General features: G+C 73.5%; 20 protein-coding genes. 12 read left to right on the forward strand and 8 right to left on the reverse strand.

Annotated features, from left to right (window positions below; genetic code table 11):
• The first annotated feature begins 3 nt into the window (after positions 1 to 3).
• The 3 genes from LQ327_RS11490 to LQ327_RS11500 all read left to right on the forward strand — a co-directional run bounded on the left by LQ327_RS11490 (position 4) and on the right by LQ327_RS11500 (position 4,381).
• Entirely contained in the window at positions 4 to 2,016 is a 2,013-nt protein-coding gene (locus tag LQ327_RS11490) for an MFS transporter (RefSeq protein ID WP_372460672.1), read from the forward strand.
• 92 nt (positions 2,017 to 2,108) lie between these two features.
• A complete protein-coding gene (locus LQ327_RS11495; RefSeq protein ID WP_230733469.1) occupies positions 2,109 to 3,149 on the forward strand; it encodes a YoaK family protein in 1,041 nt (346 codons plus the stop codon).
• Positions 3,150 to 3,493: 344 nt separating this feature from the next.
• A complete protein-coding gene (locus tag LQ327_RS11500) occupies positions 3,494 to 4,381 on the forward strand; it encodes a type IV toxin-antitoxin system AbiEi family antitoxin (protein ID WP_230733471.1) in 888 nt (295 codons plus the stop codon).
• A gap of 201 nt (positions 4,382 to 4,582) precedes the next feature.
• Here the strand turns inward: LQ327_RS11500 and LQ327_RS11505 are convergent, their stop codons facing one another.
• Together LQ327_RS11505 and LQ327_RS11510 are read right to left on the reverse strand one after the other, a co-directional pair.
• Positions 4,583 to 5,404, reverse strand: coding sequence for a YceI family protein (locus LQ327_RS11505; protein WP_230733473.1), 822 nt, complete (start codon positions 5,402 to 5,404; stop codon positions 4,583 to 4,585).
• Positions 5,401 to 6,384 (reverse strand): carboxypeptidase-like regulatory domain-containing protein, encoded by a 984-nt coding sequence (locus LQ327_RS11510; protein ID WP_230733475.1) that lies wholly within the window; start codon positions 6,382 to 6,384, stop codon positions 5,401 to 5,403. Before LQ327_RS11510 ends, LQ327_RS11505 begins: the two co-directional genes overlap by 4 nt.
• Positions 6,385 to 6,759: 375 nt before the next feature.
• Between LQ327_RS11510 and LQ327_RS11515 the strand changes: the two genes are divergently transcribed.
• Both LQ327_RS11515 and LQ327_RS11520 read left to right on the forward strand, forming a co-directional pair.
• Entirely contained in the window at positions 6,760 to 8,055 is a 1,296-nt protein-coding gene (locus tag LQ327_RS11515; RefSeq protein WP_230733477.1) for an acyl-CoA dehydrogenase family protein, read from the forward strand.
• 16 nt (positions 8,056 to 8,071) lie between these two features.
• The gene (locus LQ327_RS11520) at positions 8,072 to 9,409 is read left to right on the forward strand and encodes an NAD(P)/FAD-dependent oxidoreductase (protein ID WP_230733478.1); all 1,338 of its coding nucleotides are present in this window, start codon (positions 8,072 to 8,074) and stop codon (positions 9,407 to 9,409) included.
• A 1-nt stretch (position 9,410) separates the two neighbouring features.
• Here the strand turns inward: LQ327_RS11520 and LQ327_RS11525 are convergent, their stop codons facing one another.
• From LQ327_RS11525 to LQ327_RS11545, 5 genes are read right to left on the reverse strand one after another with little or no spacing between them, the layout of a single operon-like run.
• Entirely contained in the window at positions 9,411 to 9,812 is a 402-nt protein-coding gene (locus LQ327_RS11525) for a type II toxin-antitoxin system VapC family toxin (protein ID WP_230733481.1), read from the reverse strand.
• Positions 9,812 to 10,084, reverse strand: a complete 273-nt coding sequence (locus LQ327_RS11530; RefSeq protein WP_230733483.1) for a type II toxin-antitoxin system Phd/YefM family antitoxin — start codon at positions 10,082 to 10,084, stop codon at positions 9,812 to 9,814. Before LQ327_RS11530 ends, LQ327_RS11525 begins: the two co-directional genes overlap by 1 nt.
• A gap of 23 nt (positions 10,085 to 10,107) precedes the next feature.
• On the reverse strand, positions 10,108 to 11,469 hold the full coding sequence (locus LQ327_RS11535) for a chloride channel protein (RefSeq protein WP_230733493.1): 1,362 nt from the start codon (positions 11,467 to 11,469) through the stop codon (positions 10,108 to 10,110).
• 3 nt (positions 11,470 to 11,472) lie between these two features.
• Positions 11,473 to 11,790, reverse strand: a complete 318-nt coding sequence (locus LQ327_RS11540) for a DUF202 domain-containing protein (protein WP_230733495.1) — start codon at positions 11,788 to 11,790, stop codon at positions 11,473 to 11,475.
• Positions 11,787 to 12,176 (reverse strand): YidH family protein, encoded by a 390-nt coding sequence (locus LQ327_RS11545; protein WP_230733497.1) that lies wholly within the window; start codon positions 12,174 to 12,176, stop codon positions 11,787 to 11,789. Before LQ327_RS11545 ends, LQ327_RS11540 begins: the two co-directional genes overlap by 4 nt.
• A gap of 202 nt (positions 12,177 to 12,378) precedes the next feature.
• Here LQ327_RS11545 and LQ327_RS11550 point away from each other — a divergent pair, with 202 nt between their 5' ends.
• The 4 genes from LQ327_RS11550 to LQ327_RS11565 all read left to right on the forward strand — a co-directional run bounded on the left by LQ327_RS11550 (position 12,379) and on the right by LQ327_RS11565 (position 16,190).
• The gene (locus LQ327_RS11550; protein ID WP_372460656.1) at positions 12,379 to 12,945 is read left to right on the forward strand and encodes a hypothetical protein; all 567 of its coding nucleotides are present in this window, start codon (positions 12,379 to 12,381) and stop codon (positions 12,943 to 12,945) included.
• A gap of 123 nt (positions 12,946 to 13,068) precedes the next feature.
• Positions 13,069 to 13,974: a DMT family transporter gene (locus LQ327_RS11555; protein WP_230733501.1), complete on the forward strand. Its 906-nt coding sequence runs from the start codon at positions 13,069 to 13,071 to the stop codon at positions 13,972 to 13,974.
• 789 nt (positions 13,975 to 14,763) lie between these two features.
• Positions 14,764 to 15,519 (forward strand): hypothetical protein, encoded by a 756-nt coding sequence (locus LQ327_RS11560; protein WP_230733503.1) that lies wholly within the window; start codon positions 14,764 to 14,766, stop codon positions 15,517 to 15,519.
• 47 nt (positions 15,520 to 15,566) lie between these two features.
• Complete coding sequence (locus tag LQ327_RS11565) at positions 15,567 to 16,190, forward strand: flavin reductase family protein (protein WP_230733505.1); 624 nt, start codon at positions 15,567 to 15,569, stop codon at positions 16,188 to 16,190.
• On the opposite strand, the gene LQ327_RS11570 is transcribed toward LQ327_RS11565, so the two are convergent.
• Positions 16,169 to 16,627 (reverse strand): acyl-CoA thioesterase, encoded by a 459-nt coding sequence (locus LQ327_RS11570; protein ID WP_230733507.1) that lies wholly within the window; start codon positions 16,625 to 16,627, stop codon positions 16,169 to 16,171. The two genes, LQ327_RS11565 and LQ327_RS11570, sit on opposite strands and share 22 nt — an antisense overlap.
• 29 nt (positions 16,628 to 16,656) lie before the next feature.
• Between LQ327_RS11570 and LQ327_RS11575 the strand changes: the two genes are divergently transcribed.
• The 3 genes from LQ327_RS11575 to LQ327_RS11585 are packed head-to-tail and all read left to right on the forward strand — an operon-like array spanning position 16,657 to position 19,469.
• A complete protein-coding gene (locus tag LQ327_RS11575; RefSeq protein ID WP_230733509.1) occupies positions 16,657 to 17,712 on the forward strand; it encodes an LLM class F420-dependent oxidoreductase in 1,056 nt (351 codons plus the stop codon).
• 59 nt (positions 17,713 to 17,771) lie between these two features.
• Complete coding sequence (locus tag LQ327_RS11580) at positions 17,772 to 18,224, forward strand: MaoC family dehydratase (RefSeq protein WP_230733511.1); 453 nt, start codon at positions 17,772 to 17,774, stop codon at positions 18,222 to 18,224.
• Between the two features lie 33 nt (positions 18,225 to 18,257).
• Positions 18,258 to 19,469: an acetyl-CoA C-acetyltransferase gene (locus LQ327_RS11585; protein WP_230733513.1), complete on the forward strand. Its 1,212-nt coding sequence runs from the start codon at positions 18,258 to 18,260 to the stop codon at positions 19,467 to 19,469.
• Positions 19,470 to 19,529 lie beyond the last annotated feature (60 nt).

Here is a 19,529-nt window from a genome sequence, read left to right on the forward strand (position 1 = left end):
AACATGTCGATCCTGCTCATCGCGCTGCCCGACATCTTCCGCGGGATCAACATCGACCCGCTGGCGGCCTCGAACATCAGCTACCTGCTGTGGCTGATCATGGGCTACCTCGTCGTGACCGCGGTCCTCGTCGTGAGCTTCGGGCGGATCGGCGACATGTACGGCCGGACCCGGATGTACAACCTGGGCTTCGCGGTCTTCACGTTCTTCTCGATCCTGCTTGCCGTCACCTGGCTGCAGGGCGACGCCGGCGCGATCTACCTGATCATCATGCGGGTGCTGCAGGGCATCGGCGGCGCGCTGCTGCTCGCGAACTCGACGGCGATCCTCACCGACGCCTTCCCCACCCACCAGCGCGGTCTGGCGCTGGGCATCAACTCGATCGCCGCCATCGCCGGGTCCTTCATCGGGCTGGTCATCGGCGGCGTGCTCGCGCCGATCAGCTGGCACCTGGTCTTCGTGGTCTCGGTGCCGATCGGGGTGTTCGGCACGATCTGGGCGTACTTCAAGCTCAAGGAGGCAGGCGAGCGCCACGCGGCGCGGATCGACTGGTGGGGCAACATCACCTTCGCCGTCGGCCTCGTCGCGGTGCTCATGGGCATCACCTACGGCATCCAGCCCTACGGCGGGCACGTCATGGGCTGGACGAGCCCGATGGTGCTCACCCTGCTCATCGGCGGCGTCGTCGTGCTCGCGATCTTCGCGGTGATCGAGACCAAGGTCGCCGAGCCGATGTTCCACCTGTCGCTGTTCAGGATCCGCGCGTTCACGGCCGGGAACATCGCGAGCCTGCTGGCCGCGCTCGGCCGCGGTGGTCTGCAGTTCATCCTGATCATCTGGCTGCAGGGCATCTGGCTGCCGCAGCACGGCTACGACTACGAGTCCACGCCGCTGTGGGCCGGCATCTACATGGTCCCGCTGACGATCGGGTTCCTGGTCGCCGGACCGATCTCGGGCGTGCTGTCCGACCGCCACGGCGCCCGCGCCTACGCGACGATCGGCATGGTCGGTGCGGCGGTGAGCTTCCTGCTGCTGAAGTTCCTGCCGGTCGACTTCTCCTACTGGGGCTTCGCGATCATCCTCGCGGTCAACGGCCTCTCGATGGGCCTGTTCTCCTCGCCGAACCGCGCCGCGATCATGAACTCGGTGCCGCCCCGGCAGCGCGGCGCCGCAGCCGGCATGACCTCGACGTTCCAGAACGCCGCGACGGTGCTCTCGATCGGCATCTTCTTCTCGATGCTGATCCTCGGCCTCTCCAGCTCGCTGCCCGCGGCCCTGCGCAGCGGACTGCTCGCACACGGCGTGCCGGCCGACGCGGCCCAGCGCATCTCCGAGCTGCCGCCGGTGAGCACCCTGTTCGCGTCGCTGCTCGGTTACAACCCGATGCAGACGCTGCTCGGACCGCAGGTGCTCGCCCAGGTGGGTCCGCAGCAGGCGGAGTACCTCACCGGGCGGAGCTTCTTCCCGTCGCTGATCACCGGTCCGTTCGGTGACGGCCTCACCTACGCGCTGGTCTTCGCGGCCCTGTGCTGCGTGATCGCCGGGCTGGCCTCGCTGCTGCGCGGCGGCAAGTACGCCTACCAGGAGCCGTCGTCGGCGACGGTCGTCGCGGCCGACGGCGCCGACGAGCTCGACGGTGCCTCGGTCACCGAGGCCGAGGTGGCGCCGGAGCGCACGCTCGTCGGCGCGGGTGCCGGGTTTCCTGACGGCGGTGGTGCCCACGACGGGGCCGGGGTGCGGCCGGGGCGGTTGCTCCAGGGCCGCGTCATCGGGCCGGACGCGTTGCCGGCGCCGGCCGTCCTCACGTTGGTCGACCGGGCGGGACGCCAGGCCGGTCGGGCGGTCTCCGACGACGAGGGCCACTTCCGCATCGAGCCCCCGGCCGCCGGTGAGTTCCTCGTGATCGCCACGCCGCAGGGCTCGGACGGCTCCGTGGCGCCGCGGGCCACCCAGGTGTCGGTGAGCACCGTCCCGGTCGACCTCGACCTGGTGCTCGACCGGCGCGTGCCCAGCTGACCAGGGGGTTCCCGAGTTCCCGGGATCTCGGTAATGATCGTCACCGGCTCAGGTAATCGCATGTTCAAGATTTTCCGGGACCGTCGGGAGGCGTGACCGGATTCGATCACCCTGAACGCCGCCCCGGACTGCTCGGTGCCGTGACGGTGGTGCTGACCGCCGCGGCGGGCGCCATCGACGTCGTCACCTACTTCGCCTTCAACCAGGTCTTCGCGTCCACGATGACCGGCAACCTCGTCCTGCTCGGCCTCGGCGTCGGGCAGGGCGAGTGGGACCAGGTCGTCGACAACGTCTGCGCGATGCTCGGCTACTGCGGCGGCCTCGTGATCGGCACGCTCGTGTGCGGGGTGGCGATGCGCCGCCTGCCCTGGCGCAACGCCGTCGGCGTCGCGCTCACCGTGGAGTTCGCGCTGCTCGTCGCCGTCGGCCTGTACTGGTGGGGTGTCGACGACGGGTCGGTGACAGCCCAGGCGAAGGTCGTCGTGCTCGTCGTCGGGGCCGGCCTCGCGATGGGCATCCAGGCGGCGGCGATGCGCTACATCGGCCCGGCCGGCACCCCGACCAGCTTCCTCTCCGGCACCGTGACCAACTGGGTCTCCAGCCTCGTCGAGTTCCACCAGCCGTTCCGCTGGAACTGGAACTCGCCGCTGCGGATCGGCGTCATGGTCGTCGCTGCGGCCGGGAACGCCGTCCTGCAGCACCAGGTCCCCGACCTCGCGTTCGCCGCGCCGATAGTGCTCGTGGCGGTCGCGATCGTGATGATGGCGCGGGTGACGCGCGCCAACCACGGTGGACTCGTCGCGGGCGAGCCGCAGTTCGCCCCGGTTCCGGTGGATGCCGGTGAGGACGATCTGGCGGGCGCCGGTCGGGTGCTGGGTCGGGTGGTCGACGCCTCCGGGGAGCCGCGGTCCGCCGCGGTCACGCTCGTCGACATGGCCGGGCGCCAGGTCCGCCGCGAGGACACCGCGGTCGACGGCGGTTTCGAGATGGAGCCCCCGGACGACGGGCAGTTCGTGCTCATCTGCACACCGCGCGGCGGAGGAGTGCCGCCGCGGGCGGTGATGGTGTCGGTGGACGGCGCCCCGGTGCGTCACGAGGTGGTGCTGGGCGAGCCCGTGCCGGCGACGGCCTGACCGGGCCGGAGATCGGAGCGCCCCGCCTCGCCTTGTCGCGGTGATTCCCCTCGCTCCGCGCGCCTTTGCCCGGCCCGTCTTGTCGCGGTGATTCCCCTCGCCCCGCGCGCCTTGTCGTTCTGATTCACAACGACAAGGCAGAGGCGCCTCCGCGGAAGGCCGCGACAAGGCGGTGGGGCTCCTGCAGCCGGGTCGACTTCATGTTCGCTCGTGGGCGCAACAGGTCGGCCGAGTACGGCGTTCGGAGCAGCGACCTGTCCACACAGGCAGCGGGACCCGGGGTTGTCCACGTCGGCCGGCGCACCGTTCACGGTTCCGGGCTCGCCACCGCCACCGTCGACGCCATGTCCTGGTTCCAGCCCGCTCCCGACGACGCCGGACTGCTCCGGCGGAGTCATCTCGTCGCCGTGCAGGATCCGGCGCTCGTCGACAAGGCGCTCCGACGCAAGCTGATCACCCCGATCCATCGCGGCATCTACAAGGACGGGGTTCCGGACTGCTGGGATCGAGCGTGGGCCGCGTGTGCCACGGTCGGCGGCTGCCGGGCCGTCGCCAGTCACCGGACGGCGGCGCGGGTCCACGAGCTCGAGGTGCCCCTCGGCGGGGCGGACGAGGTCACGATCCCGCGGGCCGAGCGTCGTCCGCACCGCGCGGAGCTGCGCTTCCACACGACGGTCCTCGCGGCGGAGGACGTCGTCGACATCGGCGGGCTGGAGCTCACGTCGATCGCCCGGACCCTCGTCGACCTGTGCCGCTGTGAGGAGCAGTTCCGGGCGGTGTGGGCCGTCGAGCGAGCTCTCGCTCGGGAGAAGGTGACGACCGAGGAGCTCGTCGAAGCGCTGCATCGGTGTCGGGGGGTCCCCGGGGTCGCCCGCGCCCGACATCGGATCGCCGCCGCGCGCCCGCTCTCCGGCTCACCGCTCGAGACCGCCGGCCGGCTGGCCCTCGTCGATGACGGACTCGCCGAGCCGGAGCTCCAGTTCCCGATCACCCGGGCCGACGGTCGGGACGCGCACGTCGACCTCGCGTACCGGGAGCAGCGGGTCGGCCTCGAGTTCGACGGGCGGTCGGAGCACGGGATGGAGAGGGCCGTGTTCGAGGACCGGGACCGGGAGAACCAGATCGTCCTCCGCGACCTCACGATCATCAGGTTCTCGTGGCACGACGTGTTCCGCCGAGGCCGGGCGTACGTCCGGACGGTGCGCCGGGCGATCGGCGAGGTCGCAGCGTGATCACGAGCGGTCCCGGTGTGGTTTCTCGGGAGGATCGGACCGTTCTGTCGCGGCCTCCGGCGGTCGCGCGATCGCCTTGTCGTTGTGAATCAGAACGACAAGGCGCACCGGGTGGGGTGGGAGACCGCGACAAGGCGGGCCGAGCGAGGCCGGAGCGAACCGACCGGGCGCGGATGCGCACCCGGCCGGGCCGACGGACGCTCAGCCGGAGACCCGGACCGCCTCGATGTCGATCTCGATGCGCAGCGTGCGGCCGATCGCGAAGATGCCGGCGATCACCGACTGGTTCCACGAGATGTCGAAGTCGTCGCGGGAGAGCTGCGTGGTGGCGGAGAAGCCGGCCCGCTCGCCGCCCCAGAGGTCGGGGCCCGCGCCGTGGTAGACGACGTCGAGCGCCACCCGGTTCCCGACGCCCTTGAGCAGGAGGTTGCCGTACATCGTCCAGTGGTCGGGGGTGTGCCCGACGATCTCCGTGGAGTCGAAGCTGATGTCGGCGAACCGCGCCACGTCGAGGAAGTCGGGGGCACGCAGGTGCTCGTCCCGGCGCTCGTCGTCGGTGTCCACGCTCGAGGCCTCGATCGCCGAGGAGACCCGCGTCGAGGCGAGGTCGGCGCCCATGTCGATGTGCCCGGTGAACCGGCGCAGCCGACCGTGGACCTTGGTGATCCCGAGGTGGAACGCCGACGCCGAGATGCGCGAGTGCACCGGGTCGATGTCCCAGCGGCCCGGTGCCGGCAGCTCCAGGGCGCCGGTCCGGGTCAGCACGACCCGCCCGAGCGCCCCGAACGCGGGCCCTCCGACAGGACGGGCGGCCGGGGTGTGGCCGACGGCGGAGGTGATCACGGTGCACGGTCCGGCGGGCAGGCCGTCGAGGACGAACCCGCCGTCGTCGGCGACGGGGGTGCCGCCGATCTGCTGGCCCGCCGCGTCGATGACGGTGACGACGGCGAAGGGCACCGGCCAGCCGTCGCTGGTGACGGCCGTGCCGGTGACCCGCTGGACGTCGTGCTGCGTCGCCGTCACCGGCGCCCACCGTCGGCGTCGAAGCCGAGGTCTCCCGCGCCCGGGTGCTCGGCCGACGGCCCGGAGGCGTGCCGGCCGTTGTGCCCGTTGGTGTAGGCGCCCGCGGGCACCGCGTCGCTGCCGAAGTCCTCCGCGCCGAAGCCGCGCGAGAAGGTGTGGTCGTCCTCGTAGGCCGGGCCGTCGTCGACCGGGCCGAGTGCCGGCGGGGTCAGGGTGAGGGTCACGTCGGAGGGCTGCCCGGCGCCGACCTCGATCTCACTCGCGACCGGGGCGTAGCCGCTCGCGGTGATCGTGTAGGTGCCGGGGGCGACCTCGGGGAAGACGAACGTGCCGTCGTCACCGGTGACCGCGGCGCCCACGACGTTGCCGTCGGAGCCGACCAGGGTGGCCAGCGCCTCGCCGACCGGGCGGCCGCCGGACGCGGAGCGCACGACGCCGGACAGGCGCAGCTGGGTGGCCAGCGCGATGTCGCGGGTGACGCGGCCCTCGGCCGGGATCTGGACGGTCTCGGCGATCGGCGTGGTGTCCGGGGCGGCGGCGGTGAGCGTGTAGGAGCCCTCGTCGAGGTCGGCGAAGCGGTACGACCCGTCCGCGTTCGACCGGGCCACTGCGACGACGGTGCCGCGCACGTCGGTGAGCGTGAGGACCACGCCCGCCGTCCCGGCGACCCCACCCTCGCGCCCGGTCCCGACGGTGCCCTCGAGGGTCGCGCCGCCGCCGGAGAGCCCGACGTCGTGGCGCAGCGGGCGGTCGGACACCGCGACGAGGGACGCCTTGGGCTGATGGGTCGACGACGAGCAGATCACCAGGTAGGTGCCGCCCGTCGACGGCGCCAGCTGGTAGTGGCCCCCGTCGTCGGCCACTGCGCGATCGAGCTGGTCGCCGGCGAGATCGCAGAGGGTCAGCGCGGCCCCGGGGAGCGGTGCACCGTCCCCTCGCGTCACCCGACCGAAGATCATGATCGGCTGCTGTCCGTCCACCGTCGCACTCCTCCGCTGTGCCTCGTGGCCCGCGTCCCCGTCGTGAGGTGACCGGCCTGACCAGGTGCCACCGGGTCCCACCGCGGTGCACCCGCGAGCCGCGCCGGCCCTTCACTCATCCGACGTCCGAGCGGCCCGCTGATGATCCGGCTCCTCCGACGATGCCCCGTCCGGGACACCCCCGGCTCCGGTCGGTCGCTTCCCGCTCGGACCCACTGTGCTCGCCCACGCGGGGTGGCGGCCACCCGGACCGTGCCGAACCACCCTCATTTCACTTGAATAGTACAAGCATTTTGCCGGGGCCGCCCGCACGGGTGGTTCGAACCACGATGATCGACGTGGCGTCGTCCGGACCCCGGGAGGACGCTGATCCCCATGGCCGCGCCGACCGAGTCCCTCGCCCCCGACCGCGCCGGAGCGCCGGCCGGCTCGCCGTTCGACGACCTCCCGCGCCCGCACCTGGAGCTCGACCCGAACACCGCGCACGTCGCCGACTTCTACTCCTACGCGGAGCTGCTCACCGGCGCCGAGCGCGACCTGCTCCGGCGGGTGCGCGCCTATCTCGCCAGCGACGTCGCGCCGGTGGTCGACGAGGCGTGGGCGAACGACGCGTTCCCCACGCAGCTGATCGACGGGTTCGCCGGGCTCGACCTCGCGGGGCTGCCCTACGGCCTCTCCGCCTGGTCGGACGAGCCCGCGCGGCGGGTGCTCATGGGGTTCGTCCACGCCGAGGTCGCGCGCGTGGACGCCTCGACGAACAGCTTCCTCGGGGTGCACAGCGGGCTCGCGATGGGCTCGATCGACGCCTGCGGCACGCCGGAGCAGCGCGAGCGCTGGCTGCCGCCGATGGCGCGCATGGAGACCATCGGGGCATTCGGGCTGACCGAGCCGCACGGCGGGTCCGACGTCGCGGGCGGCATGGAGACCACCGCCCGGCGCGACGGCGACGAGTGGATCCTCGACGGCCACAAGCGCTGGATCGGCAACGGAACCTTCGCCGACGTGCTCGTGATCTGGGCGCGCGATGTGTCCGACGGGGCCGACGGCAAGGCCGTCCGCGGATTCGTCGTCGACCGGGAGACGCCCGGCGTGAGCACCGCCAAGATCGAGGGCAAGACGGCGCTGCGGATCACCCAGAACGCCGACATCACCCTCGACGGGGTGCGGGTCGGTGGGGACCGGCTGCTCTCGGGCGGGAAGGGGACGTTCGCCGACGCCGGGGCGGTGCTGCGCCGGACGCGGGGCAACGCGTCGTGGGCGTGCACCGGGGTGCAGATGGCCTCCTACGAGCTCGCCCTGACCTACGCCAAGGAGCGCGAGCAGTTCGGGCGCCCGATCGCCGGGTTCCAGATGATCCAGGACGCCCTGGTCCAGATGCTCGGGAACACCACGGCCTCGATCGGCATGGCCGCCCGCAACGCCCAGCTGATCGACGACGGCGGCGGGTCGGACGCGCACTCGGCGCTGGCGAAGCAGTTCTGCGCCGACCGGATGCGCGAGACGGTCGCGCTCGGCCGCCAGGTGGTCGGCGGCAACGGGATCATCGTCGGCAACGGCATCGCCCGGTACTTCGCCGACGCCGAGGCCCTCTACTCCTACGAGGGCACCCGCGAGATGAATACGCTGATCGTCGGCAAGGCCGTCACCGGGCACAGCGCCTTCGTGCACTGATCGCCGAGGAGGCACCGTGTCGCAGCGGGTGGTCGTCGTCGGCGGGGGCTTCGCCGGCGCGGGGGTGGCCCGACGTCTCGAACGCCGCCTCCCCGACGCCGACCTCCGCCTCGTCGCGCCCGAGGACTACTCGCTCTACCTGCCGCTGCTGCCTCAGGTCGCCGCGGGCGTCATCCCGCCGCCCGCCGCGGTGGTGTCGCTGACCACGCGGCTGGCGAACACCACGCTGGTGCCGGGCCGGGCGGTCGGGGTGGACGTCGAGGCACGCCGCGTCGTCGTCGCGAGCATCACCGGGGAGTACGAGGTGCTCGACTACGACCGGCTGGTGCTCGCCCCGGGCAGCGTCACCAAGGTCATCGACGTGCCGGGGCTGCGGGAGTACGGCCGCGGCTGCAAGACGCTCGCCGAGGCCGAGTTCCTGCGTGACCACGTGATGGCGCAGCTCGAGCTCGCCAACGCGTCCTCCGACCCCGCGGAACGGGAACGGCGCTGCCGCTTCGTCGTCGTCGGTGGCGGCTACACCGGCGTGGAGACCGCGGCGAACCTGCAGCTCATGACGACGGCCCTCGTCCGCCGGTTCCACCGGCTCGACCCGTCGCTGCTGCGCTGGCACGTCGTCCAGCACCCGCCCGAGCTCATGCCCGGGCTCGGCGCCCGGCTCGGCGAGGACACCGCCGCGACGCTGCGCTCGCGCGGGGTGCAGGTCGATCTCGGGACGAGCCTGGTCGAGATCGACGACGGCTCGGCCCGACTCTCCGACGGCCGCACCCTCGCGACGTCGACCGTGATCTGGGCCGCCGGCGTGGCGCCGAGCCCGTTGATGGGGCGGCTCGGCCTGCCCACGCAGCGGGACCGCCTCGTCGTCGGCGCCGACCTGGCCGTGCCCGGGCACCCCGAGGTGTTCGCCCTCGGCGACTCGGCCGCGGTCCCCGATCTGGCCGTCGGGCCGGACGCGGTCTGCCCGCCGACCGCCCAGCACGCCACGCGGCAGGCCCCGGTGGCCGCCGCGAACGTCGTCGCCTCGCTGCAGGGCCGCCCGACGAAGAACTACCGCCACCGCGACCTCGGCCTCGTCGTCGACCTCGGCGGGACCGACGCCGTCGCGAAGCCGTTCGGGATCGGCCTCGCCGGGCTGCCCGCCCAGGCGGTCACCCGCGGCTACCACCTGTGGGCGCTGCGGGCCCCGGGCGCGGTCGCGCGGGTGGCGGCGAACTGGGCGCTGCATGCGGCGGGGATGTCGAACGCGGTGCGGCTCGGGTTCCTCGGCGGGTCGACCGGACGGCTCGCCGAGTTCGAGCACACCGACGGCTACCTCTCCCCGGAGCAGGTCCGCGAGGTCGTGGCGCGCTCGTGAATCACCCGGCGCCGGGGGCCTCGACCGGGAGTCCCTGTTCCCGCGCGTGGGCGGCGAGACGAGGGTCGTAGGTGACGAAGCCGTCGAGCTCCGTGCCCGCGACGACGGCCGCGGTCGCGAGGTGGATCGCGTCGAGGGTGCGCAGGTGCTCGCCCGGGAGCGACGCGGCCGTCGCCCGCACGACCTCGTCCAGCTCGCACCGGTTCAGGCGGGCCAGGAGGGCCGGGACCGCCGCGAGCGTCGTCGGGGCCGCGCGGAGGAGCGCTCGTGACAGCTCGACCTCGGCGATCACCGAGGTCAGCCATGGAACCGTCGTCCGGTCGTCGAGCCAGTCGATGAGCTCGTCGGTCTCCGGCTCGTGGCGGATCAGCTTCACCAGGGCCGCGGTGTCGAGGTAGAGCATCAGCCGCGCTCGTCGTCGCGCAGCTCCCGCAGCAGTGCTCCGGCGTCGAGCTCGGGCCGCACCGGACCGCCCGGACGGGGCAGCGGTCCGTGCAGCGTCGGCGGACGGACGCGACCGGACGTCACGAGGTCGGCCAGCGCGGCCGGGACCGCCGGGGTCAGGTAGGCCACGACCTGGCCGCGCTCGGTGACCGCCAGGTGCTCGCCGGCCTTGACCCGGGCGAGCACGCCCGCGGTGTCCTGGTTGAGCGTGCGGACGGGGACCTCGGCCATGGGACGATAGTACTACGGACGTACTACTTCCGGTCCCCGTCGAGTGGTTCCGACGACGACGGCGGCGGGAGCGGATCCGGGGCGCCGACCGCCGCCTCGCCGAGACCCGCGGTGTAGGTCGAGCGGGGCTCGATGAGCCGCGCGATGAGCGTGCCGAGGACCGCGGCGAGGGCGATCGGGACCAGCAGGCCCGTGCCTGCGTGGGTCAGTTCCAGCAGCAGCACGACGGTGGACAGCGGCGCCTGCAAGGCCGCGGCGAGGAACGCCGCGCCGCCCACCAGCGCGTACGCTCCGGCCGCGCTGCCCGGCCACAGCGCCGCCCACGGGATCCCGAGCGTGGCCCCGAGCAGCGTGCCGGTCGCGAGGGTCGGGGTGAACAGCCCGCCGGAGGCCCCGCTGCGCAGCGACGCCGCGGTCGCCAACGGCTTGAGCACTGTCAGCGCCACGAGCAGCCCCAGGGATCCACTGCCGTCGAGCACCAGCTGGACCGGGCCCTTGCCGTTGCCGAGCAGCTCGGGGAACGGGATCGCGAGGGCGCCGATCGCGGTGAACACGGCCGTCGTCGCGAGCGGCAGGCGCCACCCGGTGGGCCGGGATCGCCGGGACCAGGCCACCAGCCGCACGAATCCGACGGCGGCGACCCCGCCCACCGGTGCCGCCACCACGGCGAAGACGATCACGGACGCGCTCGGGGCCAGGGCCGGGAACGTGTAGACCGGGCGGTCGCCGATCACCACCCAGGCGGCACAGACGGCCAGCAGCGACGTCACCGCGGCGGGGATCACGAGCGGCAGCGACAGCGATCCGAGCAGCACCTCGAGGGTGAACAGCGCGCCCCCGAACGGCACGTCGTAGACGGCGGCCAGCCCCGCGCCGGCGCCGCACGCGATGATCAGCCGCCGCTGCTCGGCCGTCAGCCCGGCGAGCTCGGACAGTCGTGACCCGATCGCCGCGGCCACCTCACGGGGCGCGCCCTCCCGCCCGAGCGAGGCCCCCATCCCGACGATGACGATCTGCAGCACGCCGTCGAGCGCCGTCCGCCGCAGGCGCATCCGGCCGTCCGGGCTCCACACCGACGCCGAGACCCCCGACGCCCGGCCGAGCCGGCGGCTGACCGGCCCGCGCAGCAGCCACCAGCCGAGCCCCGCGATCAGGCCGGCGAGGAAGAGCACGAGCAGCCGCCGCCACCACGGCGCCCGCTCGACGCCGATGAGGAACGTCGCCTCGGTGTAGCCGAAGGCGGTGTGCTGGACCAGGTAGAGGAGCAGCGTCAGCGCACCGCCGGCGAGCCCGGCCCCGATCCCGGTGAGCAGCACGACGGCCCAGAACCGCGGCGCGAGGCTGACCTGGCCGCCGGGGCTGTCGGGGACGTTCGGCTGCAGCACGGACTACCCGACCAGCGCGACGCCGGAGATCACGGCGAGGACCACCACCGACCAGCCGAGCAGCGGGACCGCCCGGCGGGCCGCCAGTGGGTCGGGGAGCGGGCCGTGGCGCAGGACCCGGGTGCGGTGGCGGCCGTAGAGCGCGGTCGCGATCGCGATGACGAGGGCCAGGCCCGCCGGGACGAGCGCGAGCGTCACCTCGGCGTGCGAGATCTCCCGGGCGGCGAGCAGGGCGGCGTTGCCGATGAACCCCAGCGACGTCCGGCTCCAGGCGAGCCCGGTGCGCTCGGCCTGCAGTCCGGCGTCGGACGGACTGGTCACGTGACGCCGCGCAGCACGATCAGCACGAACCCGAACAGCGCCAGCACGACGAGGCCGGCGGCCATCAGCCAGGGGACGCGCTGGACGGGCAGCGGGCGGTCGCGCCGGATGGCGGTCTCCACCGAGCGCCAGCGCAGCACCCCGGACGCCGCGGCGACCACGGCCAGCGCGGCCAGCAGGCCACCGGTCACCGCCCGGGCCCCGGGGATCGTGAACGACGGCACCAGCTGGACGACGGCGACCCCGGCGGCGAGCAGTGAGAGCGAGGTCCGGAGCCAGGCGAGGAAGGTGCGCTCGTTGGCGAGGGTGAAGCGGTAGTCGGGTTCCCGCTCGTCGTCGGGCTCCCCGTCGTCGTTCTCCGACCCGGCCGCACCGGCCCCGGTCATCCGCTGCCCTCCCGCCCTCGACGATCACCGCGCCGTGCCACGCGGCGCCCCAGGATGGCGCCAGTCGGTCCCGGACGCCACGGCGTCTTCGGCCTCTCCGCGGGCGTCACGCCGCCGGCCCCGCCGGTCGCCGGGTCGGAACTCGGTAAGAGAACGCCGCGGACCGTTGGGCGGGGCGGTCGGGCTCGGCAGCATGCGACCGGTGTCGACCATCGACGGCCTTCCCGCCCACGTCCTGCTGGTCCATGCGGTGGTGGTGCTCGTCCCGCTGAGCGCCCTGCTGCTCGTGCTGGTCGCGCTGTGGCCCGCGGCGCGGTACCGGCTCGTCTGGCCGGCGCTGGTCCTGACCCTCCTCGCCCTCGTCGCGGTGCCCCTGACCACCGACGCGGGCGAGTGGCTCGAGCACCACGTGGCGCGCTCGGCGCTGGTGCACACCCACACCGAGCTCGGCGACACGATGCTCCCGTGGGTGATCGGCCTGGCGGTCGTGGCCGTGGTGCTCGCGGCGCGGCACGTGCTGGACGTCCGGGACCGGGCGCGGCGCGAGGGCCCCGGCGCCGCCCTCGCGCCCGAGACGGCCCGGGCGACCCCGCCGGGCGGGACGGTCGCGACGATCGTGATCGCGGTGCTCACCGTGGTCCTCGCCCTCGGGTCCGTCGTCACCGTCTACCGGATCGGGGAGTCCGGCGCGCGGGCCGCGTGGACGGGGAGGTTCAGCGAGCAGTCGCAGCCGCTGCCGGGCGGTCCCCCACCCTCCGGCGGGGGCTGACGCCCGGCGGCGACGACCGGTGACGACGGCGGGGGTACGCGCACGTCCGGCCCGGCCCGCCGTACGGTCGGCACCGACGGGGACGACGGGTCGAGGAGGCAGCACGGTGAGGCGGTCGGGCGCGTGAGACCCCCCGCCCCGGGGCCGCCGTTCGAGTCCCATCCCGTCGCCGCCGTCCTGCTGGCCCTCTGCTCGGCGTTCCTCTACGCGCTGGCCGCCGCGCTGCAGCGCCTGGCGACGTCCCGCGCCGCGAACGAGGGCACCCATCCGCGTGACGGACGGGCGTTCTTCGGTGCCCTCGCCCGGATGCCGCTGTGGTGGACCGGGCTGGCGTCGATGGGCTGTGGTGCCGCGGTGCACGTGGTGGCCCTGGGCCTCGGGTCGGTCACCCTCGTCCAGCCGGTCGGGGTGCTGGCGCTGGTCCTCGCGCTCCCGCTCGACGCCCGGCTCGAGCACCGCACGATCCGGCGGGCGGAGTGGGCGTCGGCGGCGTTGCTCGTCGCCGGTCTCGCCGGCCTGCTCACGCTCGCCCCGCACCACGGCGAGACCCGGCAGGCGGGCACCGGCGGTCTCGTGGCGACGGCGCTCGCCGCGGCGGCCGCGCTCGTCGCGATCGCGCTGGTCGGCAACCGGCTCGGGTGGCGCTCCCGGGCGGTGTCGCGCGCGGCGGGGGCCGGACTGTGCGCCGGGGTGACGTCGGGCCTGGTGCGCCCGGTGCTCCACGGGCTGCACCGCGGCCCGCTGGACGCCGGGGTGGTCGTCGCCGGGATCGCGGTGCTCGTGCTGCCGGTGATCGGGGTGCTGCTGCTCCAGCTCGCCTACCGCGACGGCGGGCTCGACGCCGGGCTCGCCACCCAGACGACCATCGACCCGGTCGTCGCGGGCCTCATCGGGATCCTCGTGCTCGACGAGCGCTTCGAGGGCGGCGTGACGGGGGCCGGGTTCGCGGTGCTCTGTGCCGCGGTCACCGTCGTGGGGCTGGTGGCGCTCATCCGCGCGGGCCCGACCCCGGCGCACGGGCCCGGCTGACGCATCGGGTCGGGCGGTCCGGTGTCGGAGAGTTCCTTCTCTCGAACGACCTCGTCACGCCGTTCACCGGGGACCGCGACCGAATGTGACGCAGAGTGTCGGTTTGATCACATCGTTCGTCCGATGGCGTGGAGTGGAGGTTCCTCCTGTTCCACTTCGGCGCCGCGTCGTGGCTCCGGACCGTCCGTCGATCACCGTTTCCCCTGGTCATCGACGGGTCAAACCCCTCACAGGGGTGGTCAGGGTCGGGCGGGTGGCGAAGTGTGACCGTCGTAGGGTCTCCGGGCATGACCCAGACGCCGATTTACGATGAAGTCAGGCGTTCCTTCGGCCGCATCGACCGGAGCCTCGAGCGCCGTTCCTTCCGGCGCGAGGACTCCGCGAACAGCGAGCGGGGCTCCCGTCCCGTCATGTTGCGCGGTTCCGGCGGACGTCATCGACGGTCGGGGGAGTGAGGGCGGACCCGGACCGGATCCGTCCGCTCCGGGTGCCCCGCACCCGTCGTCGGGAGGTCCGTCCCCGGGCCGTCCGTCGACGCCGCCTCCCGGTCGCCCGCCGCTCGGAGGTCCTCCGCCATCCGGGCCACCGCCGGGCCAGGGCGCCCGACCCGGCCCGGGCCGGCCGACGGGCCCCCCGCCCGTGAACCGTCCGCCGGGCGGCCCCGCGGGCCAGGGCGCCCGTGGTGGCCCGGACGGACCCGGCCGCGGCTCCGACGGTCCCGGCCGCGGGCCCGAGGGATACGGCGGCGGCCGGCCACCGCCCGCGCCGTCCGACGCACCGACGGCGGCGGTGCCCCCCTCGTCCGGGACCGGCGGGCCGCCCACGACCCCACCGGCCGCGAGCAGTGGCCTGTCCGGCGTCCGCGTCACCGGTCAGGCGATGGCCGCCGTGACCACCGCGGCCGCGGGCGGATTCCTCGGCGGCGCGGGCGGCACCGTCGCCGGGGCCGCGGTCGCCTCCGTCGTGACGACCGTCGGTGAGGCGATCTACCAGCGTTCCCTGGAGCGCACCCGCAACAAGGTCCGCACCAGCATCGACGCGCACCGCACGCGCGCCCGCCCCGGCGCGAACGCCACCGCGGTGATGTCGCCGGAGCAGGCCGACCGGACACGCGTCGCCCCGGCCGCCCTCGAGACCATGGCCATGCCGCCCGAGGCGGACGAGTCGCCGACCCGCGTCATCACCCTCGACGAGGTGTCGCCGCCGACCCGGTCCGGGCGGGGCAAGCGGATCGCGGTGCTCGTCGCGACCGGCATCGTGATCTTCCTCATCGCGATGGTCGTGGTCACCGGGATCGAGCGCGTCAAGGGTTCGCCGCTCTCCGGTGGCGAGGGCACCAGCATCGGCGAGGTCTTCGGCACCCGCGCCGCCACGACGACGACCGAGGCCCCCACCAGCAGCGGGGAGACCACCTCCGCCGGCGAGACCACGACCTCCGGGGAACGCACCGCCACGCGCACGACGACGAGCGCGCCGGCCACGACGACCACCACCCGGTCGCAGGAACGCGCACCGGGCGCCACGCTGGACGTCCCCACCCCCTGAGCGCGACCGATCGGGGCGCGCTCGCTCCCCGAGGAGGTCCTCCCGCCGTGCGCACCGCCTTCGATCCCACCGAGATCGGCGCCCGAGGCTTCTACCAGCTGCTCAACGCCGTGATCGTCCCGCGGCCGATCGCCTGGGTGGCGACGACCTCGCCCGACGGGATCGACAACCTCGCGCCGCACTCGTTCTTCACGGTCTCGTGCGTGGACCCGCCGATCGTGCAGTTCACGTCGGTGGGGCGGAAGGACTCGCTGGCCAACGCCGAGGCCACCGGCGAGTTCACCATCTCGCTGACGCCGGAGTGGCTGTTCGAGGAGGTCAACGCGACCGCGACGAACTTCCCCCGGGAGCGCGGCGAGTTCTCCGAGGTGGGGCTGGACTCCGAGTCGTCCGAGCGGGTCCGCCCGCCTCGCGTGGCGCAGTCCCCGGTGGCGCTGGAGTGCACGCTGCACTCGACGCTCGGCCTGGGGAACTCGACGGTCGTGCTCGGTCGGGTGGTGCACGCCGCGGTGGCCGACGAGGTGCTCGTGGACGGGCACCCGGAGGTCGGGCTGCTCAAGCCGCTGGCCCGCCTGGGCCGTGACGAGTGGTCGACGATCGGCCGGGTGCTGGACAAGCCGCGCATCCGGGTCGAGGACTGGCCGAACGGCTACGACCCCGCGGGTTCCTGAACGCCGCAGACCCGGTCGAAGCCGTCGGGGTCGGCGGAGAGCGCACGCAGCCGGCCGCGGGGGTCCGCGACCAGACGGCGGGTCGTGTGGTCGAGGACTCCCATCACCCCGGTGAGCGTCGCGCACACCGTCCCGCCCCGGCGGATCTCGGCGTCCATCCGGAACGACTTCCCGGTGCCGAACCGGATCGCCGTCGTGACCTCCGCCTCCTCGCCCACCCGCAGCTCGGCCAGGAACCGGACCGTGGTCTCGAGGATCACCGGGCCCAGCCCGGCCGCGGCGAGCGGCGCGATCTCCACCCCGGCCGCGCGGAACGTCTCGACCCGGCCGTGCTCGCCGTACTGGTGGTAGACGGCGTGGTTGAGGTGGCCGTTGGCGTCGGTCTCGTACCCGCGCACGACCAGCGTCGCGGAGTGCTCCCCGCTCGTGGTGCTCACGGACGCAGGATCGTGGCAGGCTCCCGGGCGTGCGCATCGGGATGGGTCTGAACTACAGCGGCGGCTTCGAGGAGACGATGGCCGAGCTGGCCGAGCACGAGAAGGCCGGGCTCGACATCGTCTTCGTCCCCGAGGCCTACAGCTACGACGCGGTGAGCCAGCTCGGGTTCATCGCCGCCCGGACGGAGCGGGTCCAGATCGCCTCGGGGATCCTGCAGATCTACACCCGGACGCCGACGCTGACGGCCATGACCGCGGCCGGTCTGGACTACGTCTCCGGCGGCCGGTTCACGCTCGGGCTCGGGGCGTCCGGCCCGCAGGTCATCGAGGGCTTCCACGGGGTGCGCTACGACGCCCCGCTCGGCCGCACCCGCGAGATCATCGACATCTGTCGGCAGGTGTGGCGCCGCGAGCGCCTCGAGCACCAGGGGAAGAACTACACGATCCCGCTGCCGCCGGAGCAGGGCACCGGCCTGGGCAAGCCCCTCAAACTCATCAACCACCCGGTGCGCGAGTCGATCCCGATCGTGGTCGCCGCCCTGGGTCCGAAGAACGTGACGCTGGTCGCCGAGAAGGCCGACGGCTGGCAGCCGATCTTCTTCGTGCCGGAGAAGGCGCAGGAGGTCTGGGGCGACTCCCTGGCGGCAGGTCTCGCCAAGCGCGAGGCCGGCCTGAAGCCGTTGGAGGTCTACCTGCAGACCTCGTTCTGCATCACCGAGGACGAGGCCACCGCCACGGCCATGCTCGACGGGATGCGCCACTTCGTCGCGCTCTACGTCGGCGGCATGGGGGCCCGCGGCCAGAACTTCTACAACGACGTCGCCTGCCGGTACGGCTTCGTGGACGAGGCGAAGTCCATCCAGGACCTCTACCTGGACGGCAGGAAGGACGAGGCCGCCGCGGCCGTCCCGGAGGAGCTGCTCAAGGCCATCTCGCTGATCGGCCCGCGGTCCTACGTCGCCGAGCGCATGGCCGCGTTCGCCGAGGCCGGCGTCACGACCCTCAACCTCACCCCGCTCGGCGGCACCCCGGCCGACCGGGTGGCGCTGACCGGTGCCGCGAAGGAGATCGCCGCCGGGCTGTAGGGGCACGTCCCGGCCGGGACACGGGCCGGCCGGGGAGGACCGATCGAGGAGGCGCGACGATGCGGACGTTCCAGGGCGTGGAGGAACTGCGGGCGGTGGTCGGGGAGGACCTCGGCACCAGCTCGTGGATCACGGTCGACCAGAAGCGGATCGACCTGTTCGCCGACGCCACCGACGACCACCAGTGGATCCACGTCGACCCGGAGCGGGCGAAGGGCGGGCCGTTCGGCGGGACCGTCGCGCACGGGTTCCTGACGGTCGCCCTCATCCCCGCCTTCGGGTGGGACACGTTCGCCGTCGAGGGCGTCTCGATGACGGTCAACTACGGCATGAACAAGGTCCGCTTCCCCGCGCCGGTTCCGGTCGGGAGCCGCGTGCGCGGGCACTCGAAGTTGCTCGACGTCACCGACGTGAGCGGTGGCGTCCAGGCGACGATCGGGGGCACGGTGGAGATCGAGGACCAGCCGAAGCCTGCCTGTGTCGCCGAGGTCGTCCTGCGTTATCTATTCTGAGTTCGAAAATAGCTCTCCCCGGAAGGACCTGCCGTGGTTGACGCCGTCGTCTGTGAGCCGATCCGCACCCCCGTCGGGGGGTTCGGCGGGGCCTTGCGGGACGTCCCGGTGCAGGAGCTGGGCGCGACGGTGATCCGCGAGCTCGTCGAGCGCACCGGCGTCACCGCGGACCAGATCGACGACGTGGTCTTCGGGCACTGCTACCCGACGATGGACGCCCCGGCGATCGGGCGCGTCGCGGCGCTGGACGCGGGCCTGGACGTCACGGTGCCCGGGCTGCAGATCGACCGGCGCTGCGGCTCCGGGCTCCAGGCCGTGCTCTACGCGGCGATGTCGGTGGCCACCGGCGGGGCGTCGCTGGTGCTGGCCGGCGGGGCGGAGTCGATGTCCGGGGCGTCGTACTTCACCGACGCGGTCCGCTGGGGCACCAAGGCGGGCGGGTTCGAGATGAAGGACTCGCTCGCGCAGGGCCGAGTGCTGGCCGGCGGCGTGAACCACCCGGTCAAGGGCGGGATGATCGAGACGGCGGAGAACGTCCGGAAGCGCTACTCGATCCCGCGCGACGAGCAGGACCGGCTCGCGGTGCGCTCGCACGAGAAGGCCACCGCGGCGGTCAAGGAGGGTCGCTACGCCGACGAGCTGGTGCCGGTGACGATCCACGGCCGCAAGGGCGACACCGTGGTGGATCAGGACGAGCACATCCGGCCGGACGCGTCGCTGGAGTCGCTGGCGAAGCTGCGCCCGATCCTGGGCAAGGCCGACCCCGACGCGACGGTCACCGCCGGCAACGCCTCGGGCCAGAACGACGGCGCCGCGGTCTGCCTGGTGACCACTCCGGAGAAGGCCGCCGAGCTCGGGCTGCGCCCGCTGGCGCGACTGGTGTCCTGGGGGCTCGGCGGGGTCGGCCCGGAGATCATGGGGATCGGGCCGGTCCCCGCGACCGAGCAGGCGCTGGGCCGGGCGGGCCTGTCGCTGGCGGACCTCGACGTGATCGAGCTCAACGAGGCGTTCGCGGCGCAGGCGCTCGGGGTCGGCCGCGAGTGGGGGATCGACCTGATCTCCGACGAGCGGGTCAACCCGAACGGCTCGGGGATCTCGCTCGGCCACCCTGTCGGCGCCACCGGGGTCCGGATCCTCACGACGATGCTGCGCGAGATGGACCGCCGCGGGTCGCGCTACGGGCTCGAGACGATGTGCATCGGCGGCGGTCAGGGTCTCGCGGCGATCTTCGAGCGGCTGGCCTGAGTTCGTCAGCGATGGTCCATCGCTGACATCTGACGTCAGGATGAACCCTTCCTGACATCG

It is taken from the genome of Actinomycetospora endophytica, from assembly GCF_021026375.1.
Lineage (GTDB): Bacteria > Actinomycetota > Actinomycetes > Mycobacteriales > Pseudonocardiaceae > Actinomycetospora > Actinomycetospora endophytica.